The sequence below is a fragment of the Curtobacterium sp. L3-7 genome (genome assembly GCF_048756585.1).
Lineage (GTDB): Bacteria > Actinomycetota > Actinomycetes > Actinomycetales > Microbacteriaceae > Curtobacterium.
The window spans coordinates 2,024,681-2,037,606 of record NZ_CP151474.1; the positions used below are offsets into that span (position 1 = coordinate 2,024,681).

The 12,926-nt window shown below is 66.6% G+C and carries 18 protein-coding genes; 9 read left to right on the forward strand and 9 right to left on the reverse strand.

Features of this window, described 5'->3' with window-relative positions; all coding sequences use genetic code 11:
- Positions 1-26: 26 nt before the first annotated feature.
- Positions 27-143, reverse strand: a complete 117-nt coding sequence (locus AAEP80_RS09855; RefSeq protein WP_420364272.1) for an excalibur calcium-binding domain-containing protein — start codon at positions 141-143, stop codon at positions 27-29.
- A 608-nt stretch (positions 144-751) separates the two neighbouring features.
- Between AAEP80_RS09855 and AAEP80_RS09860 the strand changes: the two genes are divergently transcribed.
- The 4 genes from AAEP80_RS09860 (at position 752) to AAEP80_RS09875 (ending at position 3,813) form a co-directional block, all read left to right on the forward strand.
- Entirely contained in the window at positions 752-1,072 is a 321-nt protein-coding gene (locus AAEP80_RS09860) for a nucleotide pyrophosphohydrolase (RefSeq protein ID WP_420364273.1), read from the forward strand.
- A complete protein-coding gene (locus AAEP80_RS09865) occupies positions 1,059-2,225 on the forward strand; it encodes a DNA/RNA helicase domain-containing protein (RefSeq protein WP_420364274.1) in 1,167 nt (388 codons plus the stop codon). Before AAEP80_RS09860 ends, AAEP80_RS09865 begins: the two co-directional genes overlap by 14 nt.
- A 50-nt stretch (positions 2,226-2,275) precedes the next feature.
- Positions 2,276-2,770 (forward strand): DNA/RNA helicase domain-containing protein, encoded by a 495-nt coding sequence (locus tag AAEP80_RS09870; protein WP_420364275.1) that lies wholly within the window; start codon positions 2,276-2,278, stop codon positions 2,768-2,770.
- Between the two features lie 224 nt (positions 2,771-2,994).
- Positions 2,995-3,813 carry a hypothetical protein gene (locus AAEP80_RS09875; protein WP_420364276.1) on the forward strand — a complete coding sequence of 273 codons (819 nt, stop codon included), beginning with the start codon at positions 2,995-2,997 and terminating at the stop codon, positions 3,811-3,813.
- Here the strand turns inward: AAEP80_RS09875 and AAEP80_RS09880 are convergent.
- The 3 genes from AAEP80_RS09880 to AAEP80_RS09890 all read right to left on the reverse strand — a co-directional run bounded on the left by AAEP80_RS09880 (position 3,798) and on the right by AAEP80_RS09890 (position 5,335).
- Complete coding sequence (locus AAEP80_RS09880; protein WP_420364277.1) at positions 3,798-4,202, reverse strand: (deoxy)nucleoside triphosphate pyrophosphohydrolase; 405 nt, start codon at positions 4,200-4,202, stop codon at positions 3,798-3,800. The two genes, AAEP80_RS09875 and AAEP80_RS09880, sit on opposite strands and share 16 nt — an antisense overlap.
- 17 nt (positions 4,203-4,219) lie before the next feature.
- Positions 4,220-4,651, reverse strand: a complete 432-nt coding sequence (locus AAEP80_RS09885; RefSeq protein ID WP_420364278.1) for a very short patch repair endonuclease — start codon at positions 4,649-4,651, stop codon at positions 4,220-4,222.
- A 249-nt stretch (positions 4,652-4,900) separates the two neighbouring features.
- Complete coding sequence (locus AAEP80_RS09890) at positions 4,901-5,335, reverse strand: MupG family TIM beta-alpha barrel fold protein (protein ID WP_420366858.1); 435 nt, start codon at positions 5,333-5,335, stop codon at positions 4,901-4,903.
- A 164-nt stretch (positions 5,336-5,499) separates the two neighbouring features.
- On the opposite strand from AAEP80_RS09890, the gene AAEP80_RS09895 reads away from it, so the two are divergent.
- On the forward strand, positions 5,500-5,724 hold the full coding sequence (locus AAEP80_RS09895; protein ID WP_420364279.1) for a DUF1653 domain-containing protein: 225 nt from the start codon (positions 5,500-5,502) through the stop codon (positions 5,722-5,724).
- A gap of 44 nt (positions 5,725-5,768) precedes the next feature.
- Here the strand turns inward: AAEP80_RS09895 and AAEP80_RS09900 are convergent, their stop codons facing one another.
- Positions 5,769-6,581 (reverse strand): LysR family transcriptional regulator, encoded by an 813-nt coding sequence (locus tag AAEP80_RS09900; RefSeq protein ID WP_420364280.1) that lies wholly within the window; start codon positions 6,579-6,581, stop codon positions 5,769-5,771.
- Positions 6,582-6,699: 118 nt separating this feature from the next.
- On the opposite strand from AAEP80_RS09900, the gene AAEP80_RS09905 reads away from it, so the two are divergent.
- Positions 6,700-7,392 (forward strand): SDR family oxidoreductase, encoded by a 693-nt coding sequence (locus AAEP80_RS09905; protein ID WP_420364281.1) that lies wholly within the window; start codon positions 6,700-6,702, stop codon positions 7,390-7,392.
- A 207-nt stretch (positions 7,393-7,599) separates the two neighbouring features.
- On the opposite strand, the gene AAEP80_RS09910 is transcribed toward AAEP80_RS09905, so the two are convergent.
- Positions 7,600-8,235, reverse strand: coding sequence for an NUDIX hydrolase (locus tag AAEP80_RS09910; protein WP_420364282.1), 636 nt, complete (start codon positions 8,233-8,235; stop codon positions 7,600-7,602).
- Between the two features lie 83 nt (positions 8,236-8,318).
- On the opposite strand from AAEP80_RS09910, the gene AAEP80_RS09915 reads away from it, so the two are divergent.
- The 3 genes from AAEP80_RS09915 (at position 8,319) to AAEP80_RS09925 (ending at position 10,712) form a co-directional block, all read left to right on the forward strand.
- A complete protein-coding gene (locus AAEP80_RS09915) occupies positions 8,319-9,263 on the forward strand; it encodes an ADP-ribosylglycohydrolase family protein (protein WP_420364283.1) in 945 nt (314 codons plus the stop codon).
- Positions 9,264-9,346: 83 nt separating this feature from the next.
- Positions 9,347-9,871 carry a GrpB family protein gene (locus tag AAEP80_RS09920; protein ID WP_420364284.1) on the forward strand — a complete coding sequence of 175 codons (525 nt, stop codon included), beginning with the start codon at positions 9,347-9,349 and terminating at the stop codon, positions 9,869-9,871.
- Between the two features lie 40 nt (positions 9,872-9,911).
- Entirely contained in the window at positions 9,912-10,712 is an 801-nt protein-coding gene (locus AAEP80_RS09925; protein WP_420364285.1) for a hypothetical protein, read from the forward strand.
- A gap of 70 nt (positions 10,713-10,782) precedes the next feature.
- On the opposite strand, the gene AAEP80_RS09930 is transcribed toward AAEP80_RS09925, so the two are convergent.
- The 3 genes from AAEP80_RS09930 to AAEP80_RS09940 form a co-directional block, all read right to left on the reverse strand.
- Positions 10,783-11,013 (reverse strand): hypothetical protein, encoded by a 231-nt coding sequence (locus tag AAEP80_RS09930; protein ID WP_420364286.1) that lies wholly within the window; start codon positions 11,011-11,013, stop codon positions 10,783-10,785.
- A gap of 298 nt (positions 11,014-11,311) precedes the next feature.
- Complete coding sequence (locus tag AAEP80_RS09935) at positions 11,312-11,707, reverse strand: hypothetical protein (RefSeq protein ID WP_420364287.1); 396 nt, start codon at positions 11,705-11,707, stop codon at positions 11,312-11,314.
- Positions 11,708-12,392: 685 nt separating this feature from the next.
- Complete coding sequence (locus tag AAEP80_RS09940) at positions 12,393-12,824, reverse strand: hypothetical protein (RefSeq protein WP_420364288.1); 432 nt, start codon at positions 12,822-12,824, stop codon at positions 12,393-12,395.
- Between the last annotated feature and the right edge of the window lie 102 nt (positions 12,825-12,926).

Consider the following 12,926-nt stretch of genomic DNA (forward strand, 5'->3'; position numbering starts at 1 on the left):
CCGACCGCGGGTTCGGATGGAGGGCGTTATTCGCAGCCAACTCCATCGCCATCTCGGTCGAGCTTCCGGGAGTATCCCGGGTCTCCGGTCCGGACTGGGGCTGCGCCGGCAGCGCGAGCGGCGTCGCAGTTCGCGTAGTACACAGATCCTGCAGCCTGAGCCGGTTGCTGCGCCGCAGCCGCCTGAGCCTGCGCGGCTGCATCAGCGGAGGCTTGCGCCGCTGCTGCATCCGCAGCTGCCTGCGCGTCCGCGGCAGCCTGCGCCGCCGCCGCCGCGTCTGCTGCTGCCTTCGCTTTCGCCGCTGCTTGCGCTGCAGACGCCTCGTCTGCAGCTTTCTGAGCTTCGACTTCCGCTGCAGCCGATGCCGATGCCGATGCCGATGTCGAAGCCGCGGCAGCGGAAGCCGACGAACTCGCTGCAGGGAGGCCCGCCGCGCTTCCTGCTGCCCCGGTCCCGTCCGCAGAACTGCAAGCACTGAGTGCGAACACGAGGGTTATGACGCCCCCGGAAGTGAAAGCGACTCGACGAAGCTTCGATGGGGTGCTCATACCAGGTACTCCAATATCTGAGGAAGGTTCTATTCTCATGATCTGATCCCATCGAGTCGATGCCCCGTTCGTGGGGTCGCGTCTTCACACAGCTCATCCGTGGTTGCGTTGTCGCCGCCCAGTGCTGCGTCGGGTCCGAGTCCCGACGTTGAGAGAGTTGTTCGTCACGTGAGCGTTCTCGAGCGAGCTGCTAGCGTGCCGACATGGCAGATGAGGGACTTCGCGACGAACTACGCGAGTTCGTCGCCGAACGTGACTGGGCACAGTTCCATTCACCGGAGAACCTCGCGAAGAGCATCTCGATCGAGGCGGCTGAGCTCCTGGAATGCTTTCAGTGGTCGGCGGACGCGGACGACAGCAGAGTGCGTGCGGAGCTCGCCGACGTCCTGACCTACTGTCTTCTGCTCGCCGATCGGCTGGGCGTCGAACCGGTCGATCTCGTCCGAGCGAAGCTCGCTGTGACCAGGGAGAAATACCCGATCGACAAAGCCCGAGGACGAAGCACCAAGTATGACCAGCTTTGACATCGAGAAGTGGCCGTTCAGCGAGGCTCACCTCCGGTTGTGGCGTGAAAGAGACCCCCGGTTCTTGAACTGGCCGGTCGTCTACATCCTCGATGACGGGAAACGGGTGTACGTCGGCGAGACGCTCAACACCGCGGCAAGGATGCGCCAGCACCTGGATTCGGAAGAACGGCGCTCGTTGAAGGCCGTTCGCCTGGTGCTCGACAGCACGTTCAACAAGTCCGTGTGCCTCGATCTCGAGTCTCAGCTCATCGGCTTGTTCGCTGGCGACGACAAGTACACCGTGCTCAACAGCAACAAGGGCATCGTGAACGCGGACTACTACGATCGAGAGCGTTACCGAGAGACATTCGATGCGGTCTTCGACGCTCTGAGATCGCAGGAGCTCTTCACACGGAGCATCGCGGACATCGAGAACAGCGAGCTGTACAAGCTCTCCCCGTTCAAGGCTCTCAACCGGGATCAAGCGGTGGTCACGGAAGACATCCTCGAGGGATTGTTCGACGACCTCGAATCAGGCGCGGACAGCACGATCGTCGTTCAAGGGGACCCGGGTACCGGGAAGACGATCGTCGCTGTCTATCTCCTCAAGTTGCTCCGCGACATCGCTGATGGCGTAGGGATCGACGAGATCGACGGCGACTCGATGTTCTCGGACTACTTCACCGACGGGCACCGCGAGCTCCTCGACGGCTTCCGAGTGGGATTGGTGGTGCCACAGCAGGCGTTGCGTACCTCCCTGAAGCGTGTGTTCATGAAGACCCCCGGTCTCGACAAGTCGATGGTCCTCACCCCGTTCGAGGTCGGCAAGAGCGAGGAGCGATGGGACTTGCTGGTCGTGGATGAGTCTCACCGGTTGAACCATCGAGCGAACCAGGCGTCAGGTCCCCAGAACAAGAGCTTCGGCGAGATCAACGAGAGACTCTTCGGGGTAGATGCTGACCACTACACGCAGGTGGACTGGATCAAGCACCAGAGCGCCCATCAAGTGTTCCTCCTCGACTCAGAGCAGAGCGTGCGGCCAGCTGACTTGCCCCAAACGCTTCAAGCGGACTTGGTGCGCAAGGCGCGCGGCCTCCATCGGCATTACCGGCTCTTCACACAGATGCGGGTTCAGGGTGGCGCTGACTACGTCTCCTTGTCCGTTCGATAATGCGCGGCGAAACCCCTGGGGTGAAGTCATTCGGTGACTACGAATTGAGGATGTACGACGATCTCGGTGCGATGCACGACGCGATCCGCGCGAAGGACGATGAAGTTGGGCTCTCCCGTCTCGTCGCTGGATACGCATGGGAGTGGAAGAGCAAGCGTGATCGATCTGCGATCGACATAGAGATCGACGGGCGTCGGCTGCAGTGGAACCAGACGCAGACCGACTGGATCACGTCCACCGGGGCGGTCGACCAAGTGGGCTCGATCCACACGGTCCAGGGGTACGACCTCAACTACGTCGGAGTGATCATCGGTCCGGACCTCCGTTTCGACGCGATCGCTCGGCGGATCGTCTTCGACCGATCGAACTACTTCGACAAGAAGGGAATGGAGAACAACCCCCGCCTCGGTATCACCTACACCGACGAAGACGTCCGACGCTTCGTCACGAACGCGTACTCGGTGCTCCTCACGCGAGGTGTCAGGGGGACCTTCGTTCACGTCGTCGACCCTGAACTCCGCCGGTACCTCCGACAGTTCTTCTGACGATCAGTGTCGCCGGGAGAGAACTCACCCGACACTGGATCCCCTGACTCGTTATCCTGTCGACCGTTAGCAAAGCGGTCGATTGGGGAAACGTGCGGATCTTCTGGGTCAACCAGGGACAGACGTTCGACGAAGAACGACGAGCTCGAGTCCTGTGGGCCCCGAAGCGCTCCCGGAGAGGTCCCGGCCAGACCGCAGGAACCAGTCGCGCGCACTGGGACCGCTTGCTCGAAGCGACCGCCGGTGACGTGGTCTTCCATTATTCACGCGGTGCTGTCCGTGCGTGGAGCACCGTCCTGGCACCCGCGTTCGAAGGGCCACCACCTTTCGAGGACCCAGCGAGGAGATGGTCCACTGACGGCCGAGTGTTGCGAGTCGAGATACAAGAGCTCGACCGCCCGATCGACCTCGACGAGATCCCCCTCGAACTCCGAACGGAAACTGACACTACCGCCTGGCCGTTCTCGCGACGGGGTGCGGTGAAGCAGGTCTACCTCACCGAGATCGGAGGGGCGCTGTCGACCTGGCTCCTCACACAAGCCGGTCTTCGCGCCGACGCCGCACAGCTTCAGGCCTGGCCCGATGACGACGACGCCGTCGAGCACTTCACGTACCGCGGGGATCGACAAGTCGTGGTGAACGCGCGCGGGGAGCAGTCGGCACTTCGCAGGTACCTGTTTGGTGATGCGCTCTTCGCGACCTGCGCTCTCTGCGGTCGTGACCTTCCCGTCGCGATGCTCGTGACAGCGCACATCAAACGACGCGCGGACACATCGCGGTCCGAGAGAGCGCGAAGAGACACTGTCATGCCGGCCTGTCTGATCGGCTGCGACTCGCTTTTCGAACTCGGATACGTCGTCGTCGCCAAAGGCGGTCTGATCGAACGTGGTCCACGCCGCGCGCCGATGACCGAGGACCTCACGCTCGCCGTGAACGCTCTCGTCGGGCGAACCTGCGGCGCGTGGGATGAGTTCACTGAACGGTACTTCGCGCACCACCGGCGGTTCCAGCGTGCAATCAATCGCCGCTACGGGCTCGGCTGACCCGCTGAGACGATACGCGCCGCCGGAAGGTCGGGCGGCGCCCACCGGAGAAGATGGAGCTCCGACGGTGTCATCCAACGCAGCTCGTCGTGGTCGGTGCTGCGTTTCGGGCCTTCGCTGTCGAATGCGACGCGGTAGCACGCGAGGTCGATCTGGGCGCTGCCGACGGCGGTCGTGTCTCGGGTGATCAGCGCTCCGATCTGTGACTCGATGTCGAGCTCCTCGCGCAACTCACGGGCGAGGGCATCCCGCGGCTCTTCGCCCCTCTCGACCTTTCCACCTGGGAACTCCCAGAACCCAGCGGATGCTCGCCCCGGCGAGCGACGGCAGACGAACACCGATCCGTCGTCGCGCGTGAGGACAGCGGCAACCACCTCGATGTTCGGCATGCCCTCTGTCTACAGGATCAGAGCCGCCCGGTGATCATCGCCCAACGATCGAGCGCCTCCTCGACCAAGTCGGCTGCCAAACCGACGTCGTCGTGCTCCCACACTCGGATGACCCGCCACCCCTCCGAGATCAGGATCGCCTCGTTGAGCGCGTCACGCTGTCGGTTCGCGAGCAGCTTGGAGCGCCAGAGGGCGGCGTTGGCCTTCGGGAGGTGCGCATGCTCCTCACACCAGTGCCAGAAGCACCCATCGACGAACACGGCGATCCGTGCCCGAGGGAACACGATGTCGGGTCGAACGCGTGAGCACGGGCTCACCCGGCGATCCACGAAGAACCGTCGGCCGCGACCATGGAGCTCTCGACGAAGGGCGAGCTCTGGCGCGGTGTCCCGCCGACTGAACCGACCCATGTGCCGACGCCGTGCATCATCCGCCTCCCAGACCTGCATCCGACGACGCTAGACGCCTACGCGCTTCGGACTGTGCACGGCGGCGGAGCCGTGCGCCGAGGTCAACGCAAAGGGCTTGTGGAGGAGTGAGCCCTGATCGCACTCGTGCCCACGCCAAGCACCCCGAGCACTGCCACTCGGTCATCAGCCGGCAAGTCGCGCAATGTGACCGCCACCTCCCCGCAGTACCTCCCCGCCTACGCCATCTGCACCGTGAGCGCGCCCGCCGGCCTCGGCTGCCCACCCGCCTCAGGCAGCGGCAAGCCGGCAAAGCGCTCCCGCGAGTGCTCCAACCGGATCATGGCCTCGGCAGCGTCGGGTCGCAGCGACTCCGTCGAGCACGACGTCATCGCGGACGAACGACCCCAGCCGCGCCCACGAATGTTCCGTCAGCGCGGGATCACCCAGGTACACGTCGTCCACACCGGCGTCGACGAGCGCTACCGCCTGGAACAGCGGCGGCACGTTCCGATGTGCCTCGACAGTCGGCAGTCCTTCGCCGAGCCAGTTCGGTGAGCTCGTCGGTTTCGTGGACCGAGAGCAGCATCGAGCATGGCGACGTACTGCTGCGTGTGGTCCCCACTGAGCTGCGGCACGTGGTCGGTCGCACGGTCGAGCAGCGTGGCCGGCGCACGCTCGGGGGTACGACGCCGCGGGGCCCAGCTGGTTCCAACCGAGCAGCAGCGTGGTGAAGTGGACTGCGGACGCGAATGTTGGGTTCCCTCCCTCCTTCCCACGTCTCGTTGTTGGTCAACGCGGCGATGCCATCACCGTGGGGAGGTATTGGTTCATACGTGGAGTTCTGATGGTGTGGCCGGTTGCGGTAGCTCACTACGATCGGGAGAGTGATGAACGATGTGACGCCCGGCCGCTACCGCCACTTCAAGGGCGGCGAGTACGAGGTCCTGTTCATCGCCCTCGACACGGAGACCGAGGAGCCCGTCGTCGTGTACCAGGCCCTCTACGGGGAGCGCGGGCACTGGGTCCGGTCACTTGCCGACTTCACCGCGCACGTGACCCGCGGTGACTACCACGGCCCGCGATTCAGCCGTGTCGAACCGGACCGGACCTGACCGCCCGGATCAGCCCGGTCCTCCAATCCGCGCCCAGACCGCGTCTACCGCGCGGACGTCAGCGCCTCCACGAACGGCCCGACCGCCTCCTCCGACCGCCCGACCACCACGATGTCGCGATTGACCCGCGGCCGGAGCCGTGACCGCTCCGCGTCACCTGTCAGCGTGGACTCCGGCACGACTGCGAACCCGAACCCGGCTGAGGCGAGCGCCGCAGCGGCAGCGGGGGAGCCGACGGTCGTCGTGACGACGGGTACGAGCCCACGCTCGACGAACAGCGCGTCGAGCCAGCTCCCGTAGCCCGTGTCGCCGGAGATCCCGATGAGCGGGCCGGTCACCACGGTCTCGAGGGTCACGTCCGGTTGCGGCGAGCCGACGACGACGATCTCCTCCGTCCCGACCTCCCGAACGATGAGGTCGGGAGCGTCCACCGGTCCGGGCACGATCGCGACGTCCTGCGTCCCACGACGGACCTCGTCCACCATCCCGAGTGCGCTCGAGCCCTCACTGAGCTCGGGAAGCGGGCCGCCCAGGGCGCGGAGTGCCGGCACCACGAACGGCACCGTGAACGTCTGCGCCACGACGAGTCGGATCGGTGCTGAGCCCCGCGCTGCTTCCTCGGCGCGGAGTGCGGCGTCGAGGGCATCACGCGCCAGAGGAGCGAACGCGCGACCGGCGGGCGTCAGGGTCGCACCACGACGTCCTCGGTCGAACACCGGGACGCCGAGGTCCCGCTCCAGGCTCGACACCTGGTGTGAGACGGCCGGCTGCGTGAGGTGCAGCTTCCGCGCGGCGCGGGAGATTGAGCCGGCCTCGACGACGGACAGGAAGACCTCGAACGCTCTGAGGTTTGGCATAGAAGCATTCTATGGAAAGGAGAACAACCATCGATCGAGGTTTGGGACTGGCGAGCGGTACGGGCAGGTTGCAACCACCAAGCAGCGACCGCTGCGCACCAGAACGGAAGGAATCGACATGACCAAGCGCATCCTCATCATCGGCGGCGGGTCTGGCATCGGGCGCGCCCTCGCGAGCGAGCTCACGACCCGCGGCGACGACGTGCTCATCGGCGCGCGCGACACCGCACGGACGGCAGTGGACTTCCCGGACCTTCATGTGGTGCACGCCGATCTCGGCGACGAGGCCTCGATCGCCGCTCTCGCCGAAGCGGGCTCGTTCGACGCTGTCGTCTCCCTCGCTGCGGCGCACGCCAACGGCCCCGTCGGCGAGCTCGACCGCCAGGCTGTGGAGGGCGCGTTCGGAGCCAAGGTCGTCGGGCCGATCCTGCTCGCGAAGCACCTCGCCCCGGTGATGCGGCCCGGCGGCGTCTTCGTGCTCTTCTCGGGCGTCGCAGCGTGGAAGCCGGCACCGGGGCTGGCGGTGATGGCGACGACGAACGGTGCGGTGTCGTTCCTGGTGGAGGCGCTCGCGGTCGAGCTCGCTCCGCTGCGCGCGGTGGCCGTCTCTCCGGGGATCATCGACTCCGGCGCGTGGGACGGCATGGGCGATGACGCCAAGCGGCAGATGTTCGAGGAGACGGCAGGAGCGAACCCGGTGGGCCGCGTCGGATCGCCGGCCGACGTCGTGTCGGCTGTTCTGCTGGCGATCGACAACACGTTCGTCACCGGGACGACGCTGCACGTCGACGGCGGCGGCCGCCTGGGGTGAGTCGCCGAGGTCGTGCGGTGCCTGCCGGGGGTGGGGCGAGCCTCCCGGCCGGCCAGCGCCGCCGCGCGGACTCGACCGCGCGGATCAGCCGCGGGCTGGTCGAGTGGGATGCAGAACTCGGGACGGACGCGGTTGAAGCGGTCGGCGCGGTCGATGACGGACCCCACGCCGGACCGCAGCGACTGCCCGCCCTCGGCGACATCCGCGCTACCGCACGTACAACGTCGCCGGCTTCCCCGGCCCCTCCGCAGCCTTGGCGTCCGTCGCCGTGAGCAGCGGCACCATCGCCCGCCGGAATGAGTCCGGCAGCAGCCGCTCACCGAGGACGGCTTCGTGCAGCCCCCGGAGCGCCGACATGGTGAACGGCGAGGGCAGGAGCCCGTGCGGGTCCGGCGCCCCACGATGATCGGCACGGAGCCGATCGACCGCGAATCCGAGGATGTCGTCGTGCCCGTGCACCATGCCCGTCGCCTCGCCGATCGGTACGAGTCGCGCGCCGTCCCCGAGGTCGAGTGACGCCGCCGGCACCACGTCGAGGTGCGCCACGGACAACACCCACCCGCGGTCGTCCCGCGAGGGATCGTCGAACACGTGCAACTGCCTCGGCGCGAGCCCGGTCACGCCCGCCTTGTCGCGCAGCGACCGCAGGACGGCGTCCGCAAGCCGCTCACTCTCGTGCACGAACGTCCCCGGCAGTCGCCAGTCTCCGTCTGTCTGGTCCCGGACCTGTACGACCGAGAGCGCCCCGCCGACCGGAACGGTGAGCACAGCGGTGTCGACCGCGACGGAGGGTCGCGGGTAGTCGGCCAGGCGCTTGCCGTTCGCATCGCGGTACTCAGTCACGCCACGAGTTTACGCATGCTTGCGTAAACCCGTCGACGGGTGCATGCTGGGTTTACGCAATTCCGCGTAAATCTGGAGGGGCCATGACGAACACACTCGACCGTGCAGTCGGCGCAGTCCTGGGATCCGCTGCGGGCGACGCCCTCGGCGCCGGCTACGAGTTCCAGCCACCCGTCCCGGAGCCCAAGCCCATCCGCATGAAGGGCGGCGGCGCGTTCAACTGGGCACCGGGGGAGTGGACCGACGACACGAGCATGGCCGTCCCGATCCTGCGCACCGCCGCTCGCGGCGGCTCGTTCGCAGACGACGCGGCGCTCGACGGGCTCGTCGCGGCCTGGGCGGACTGGGCGCGGACCGCGCCCGACGTCGGCATCCAGACACGCAGCGTTCTGAGCGGACTGGAGGCTCGGACCGCGTCCGCCTCGCGAGCGTCGGCCCGGCGGGTCCACGACCAGAGCGGTCGTTCCGCTGGCAACGGATCGCTGATGCGGACGACGCCACTGGTCCTGGCGTACCTGGAGCCGGCGGAGGACACCGATCGTCGGCTCGCGGACGCTGCCCGGGCGGTCAGTGACCTCACGCACTACGAGGCCGATGCCGGCGATGCATGCGTGCTCTGGTGCGTCGCGATCCGGCACGCCGTGCTGACGGGCTCGCTCGACGTCCGTCGCGGTCTCGACCAGCTGCCGAGCGAGCGGCGTCGACTCTGGGCCGATCGACTGTCCGCCGCCGAGGCCGGGCAGCCCGTCGACTTCACCGCGACGAACGGCTGGGTCGTGTCCGCGCTGCAGGCTGCGTACGCCGCGGTGCTCCGGAGCGATTCGCTCGAGGGGGCGCTCGTCGCAGCGGTCCGATCCGGCAACGACACCGACACGGTGGCGGCGATCGCCGGGGGACTCGCCGGGGCGCTGTACGGCGCGTCTGCGCTGCCGGGCGACTGGCGGGAGCTGCTGCACGGCTGGCCTGGGCTTCGAGCGGACGACCTCGTCGCGCTGAGCTCGCAGGCGCTGCGGGTCCGAGCGGCCTGATCTCGGCGGTGTTCTCGGCGGTGCCGGAGGCTTCGATGGGGGGAGCCTCCGGCGCCGCCGTACACGTGGATAGGCTGCGGGTGATGGTCGAGCTGGTGGAGCACCGAGCGGAGTGGGGCGCGTTGTTCCGTTCGGAAGCCCATCGGCTCGCTCCCGCGCTGGGCCCGGCGGTCACCGCGATCGAGCACATCGGGAGCACCGCGGTCCCCGGGCTCGTAGCGAAGCCGATCATCGACCTCGCGGTTCGTAGTGCCACGGACGTCGACCCGTTCGCGCTGTCGTCCCTCGTGGCTCCGCTCGGCTACGCGCAACACCGTCATGGGCCGAAGAACCACGGCATCTACGTCCGCTCGGCAGGGGACCTGCGAACGCACATCCTGCACGTGTTCGCGTCGGATGAGTGGGAGACCTGCAACCAGCGGCTCTTCCGCGACGCACTGCTCCGGGATCACGCGGCTCGAGCACGGTACGGGGCGTTGAAGCGGGCGCTCGCCGAAGCCGACGACGGGCGGGACTACACAGCGGGGAAGCGCGACCTTGTGGAGGAGCTCCTCAACGCCGAGCGAGCACGACGGCGGCTGCCCCCGACGTCGGCGTGGGACAAGTGACCATCAAGGTTGATCGCGTTCCGTCTGGCAGGCTGCTGCCGTGACGTCGAAGCTCCCTCGCGGCCTGATCGGATGGGCCATTGCGGCGTCGGTCGGCACCTGCATGGCACTGGCGCTGCAGCTCTGGATCTGGATCGTCCTCGCGCTGCGACCGGTCAGCCACGGGAGTGGGGACTACCTGGGCTACCAGTACGCTGCGCTGGTCCTCGGCATCCTGCCGTCCCTGATCGCCTTGACGGTCGCGATCCGTTTCGTGGTTCGGCGCGGTCGGTGTCGGTCGTCCGTGTGGGTGCTCGTCGCTGACATCGTCTGTTTGAGCCTCGTGGGAGTGCTGATCGTGCCCCCGGCTCTCACGGTCTTCCGGTTTGCGCCAACTGATGATGCGGTGTTCCACGAGCGCGTCCGCCTCGGCTACTTCGCCGACGGCGATCCAGGCTCGGACTTCAGGCCGGACGACGCGCAGTACGCGTTGCAGAAGCGGGTCGACGCCATCGCGCACGACTTGGGGTTCGAGGACGATGACATTCCGTACGACAACGTGCCCGGTGGCGCAACCCAGCGCGCCCGTCCGGGCACCAGCCCCGCGGGGAACCCCTGTACGACCTACCTCGAGTCTTTCACCCTGCCGTCGTCCGTCGACCGGGGCCGTGCTCAGGCCGAGGTGTCGACGATGTGGGCGAAGCAGTCGGCTGCCGGCGAGGGCGACTTCGTCGAGGGACAGAGGGCGCTCGTCCTCGCGCTGAACGCCGTTGGGTCCATCAAGTACACGCCGGAGAACCGGACCTTCGTCACGCGGACGGAGTGCTTGATCGATGAGCCGGCTCGGCCGATGGGTCAGTGAGGTCTCGCGGTCCGCGGTGCCGACGTTCCATCGGCCGATGCTGCGTGTGCGAGACATAGCCGCCACGACGTCATCCCTGTTCGGCAACGGACGCACACATCGACTCGACGGTGACGGTGGTCGTCCGAGGGTTCGCAGTCACCGCAACCATCGGCTTGCCGTCCTCGTCTGCAATTGCCTGGTAGAGCGTTCCGTACTTCCCGCCATCGGCTGACCGCACGGCGACGGTTCGGTCGTGTTCGCGCAGCATGTTCGCGACGGACTCAATGTACGCCTTCGGATCGCTCGGCGCTGACCCCATGGCGTTCCAGTGGTCCTACCTTCCACCATGCGGATCGTCATCAGCCGTGCACTCGGCGTGCGCTGGCTCAGCGTTGCGGTCATCTTCGGGCCACTCGGATCCGTCGACCTCGAACACCTGGTGCAACACGTGCTCGGCGGCCTGTCTGCTTTGCTTCTCGTCCACGGCGATCCCTCCTTGCGGAGGTCCCGAGCACCCCGACATCGTCGTGGTCAGTGCGACCGCGATACCCAAGGCGGCAATGATCGTTCTCGACTGTTTCATACGTTCACCATGGGGCGATGCTCCCGCAGAGACGTCACTGCTTGTAGTCGGCAACGTTCCCGGTGCCACAAGATGAGTCGACAAGGATCGATGTTCGGTGCTCGGTGGCGTTGAACGAGATGGTGCGAACCGGGTCGCCTTCGGCTGCAACGGTGTACAGCGTGAGGCCGTCATTGCGCTTGGCAGTCCGGTAGGACGGCGACAAACCTCTGGATTTCCACTCCGCGCCGACCTTCTTCACGAGCGCGCCGGGCTGCTCAACGCCTGTCGCGTGCTGATCCCACGAGAATGCGACGCCCTCGCCACCGTCGCCCGTGCCGCACTCGAATGCGATCGGTGACCCACCGTCGCTGACCCAAGCGAAACCTGTCAGGTCCATCGTCGACTGCACGAACTCACGCATCTGCCTGCGTGCCTGATCTGCATCCACGGTGTTCCCCTGACCATCATGGTGGGCGCATCCGGCAAGAGTGACCATCGCTCCGATCAGGAGCACTGAGATGACGGCGCGGAGGTGGCAACTCAACGTGGGGCTCCTGAGTCATTCGAGTCGTAATCCGCGAGATCGCCGGCTGCGCACACCGAATCGACGGTGAGAGAAGAGGTCTGCTGGTTCGCGGTCGCTGACACCGCAGGGCGGTCCTTGTCCTTGGTGTGTACTTGGTAGAGAACGCCGTACCTGCCGAAATCCGTGCTTCGGATGGACACCGTGTAGTTCGCATCCCGAAGGTTGGCAGCGACCGCGTTGATCCAAGCCTCCGGATCGGCCGGAGGAGTGCCGCGAGAGTTCCAGTGGAATTGCACCCCGCCGTGAGGATGGCCACTCTGCCTGCACTCGGTCGGAGCCGGGATAACAGTGCGAGTAGCCGAAGGCCACTCGGAACCCGGAACATCGAGCACCAGTTCGCGTGCGGTCGCTGCTGCCTCACGACTTCTTTGGAGGTCAGCCGTGTCTGCTCCCGTTGCTGAGCAGCCAGCGATCAGTGTGGTGGCGGTGATGAGGATGGCTGTCAACGGCTTCCTCAGGGCCCGGGTGCGTGTCACCTTCGTGTCACAGCCTCTGGCCCGATCAGGACCCGCCAGATCAATCATTGCTCGCGTGTCGACCACCGGAATCAACCGCGGTCGTCGGTGAAGTGGTCGACGTTGCCTGCACCGCAAAGCGACTGCACGTTGATGGACATCCCGCCCGTCGTGGCATTGAACTGAATCGAGTCGACATCGTGCCCTGCCGAGCCGACCCGGTGCAGGGTCTCACCGTCCGCCCGTTTGACACTCTGCGTCTTCGTCGTGAGGCCGTGGTCTCGCCAGGCCCGGTCGACCCGATGCATCACGGCCTCCGGATCGCGCACGCCGTCGGCATCTTGATCCCACGAGAACCAGACCCCCTCGCCACCATCCGGAGTCGTGCATGGGTCCGGTGCCGGACCGTTGCTCGTGCTCGTCCATTTCCCTCCCGCGACATCCATCGTGTCGCGGACGAGCGATTGCATCTGCTCGGAAGCCTGTTCGGCGTCCACAGCCGGGGCCCCTTCGTTGAGGAGCATGCGGCGATGGAGCAAGCGATCGCCACGATGAGCGCGGCGGTCGCTGTGCTGCGGATGAAGGAAGTCATCGGGTCAGGAGGTTCCCGGTCGTGGCTCGAGTCG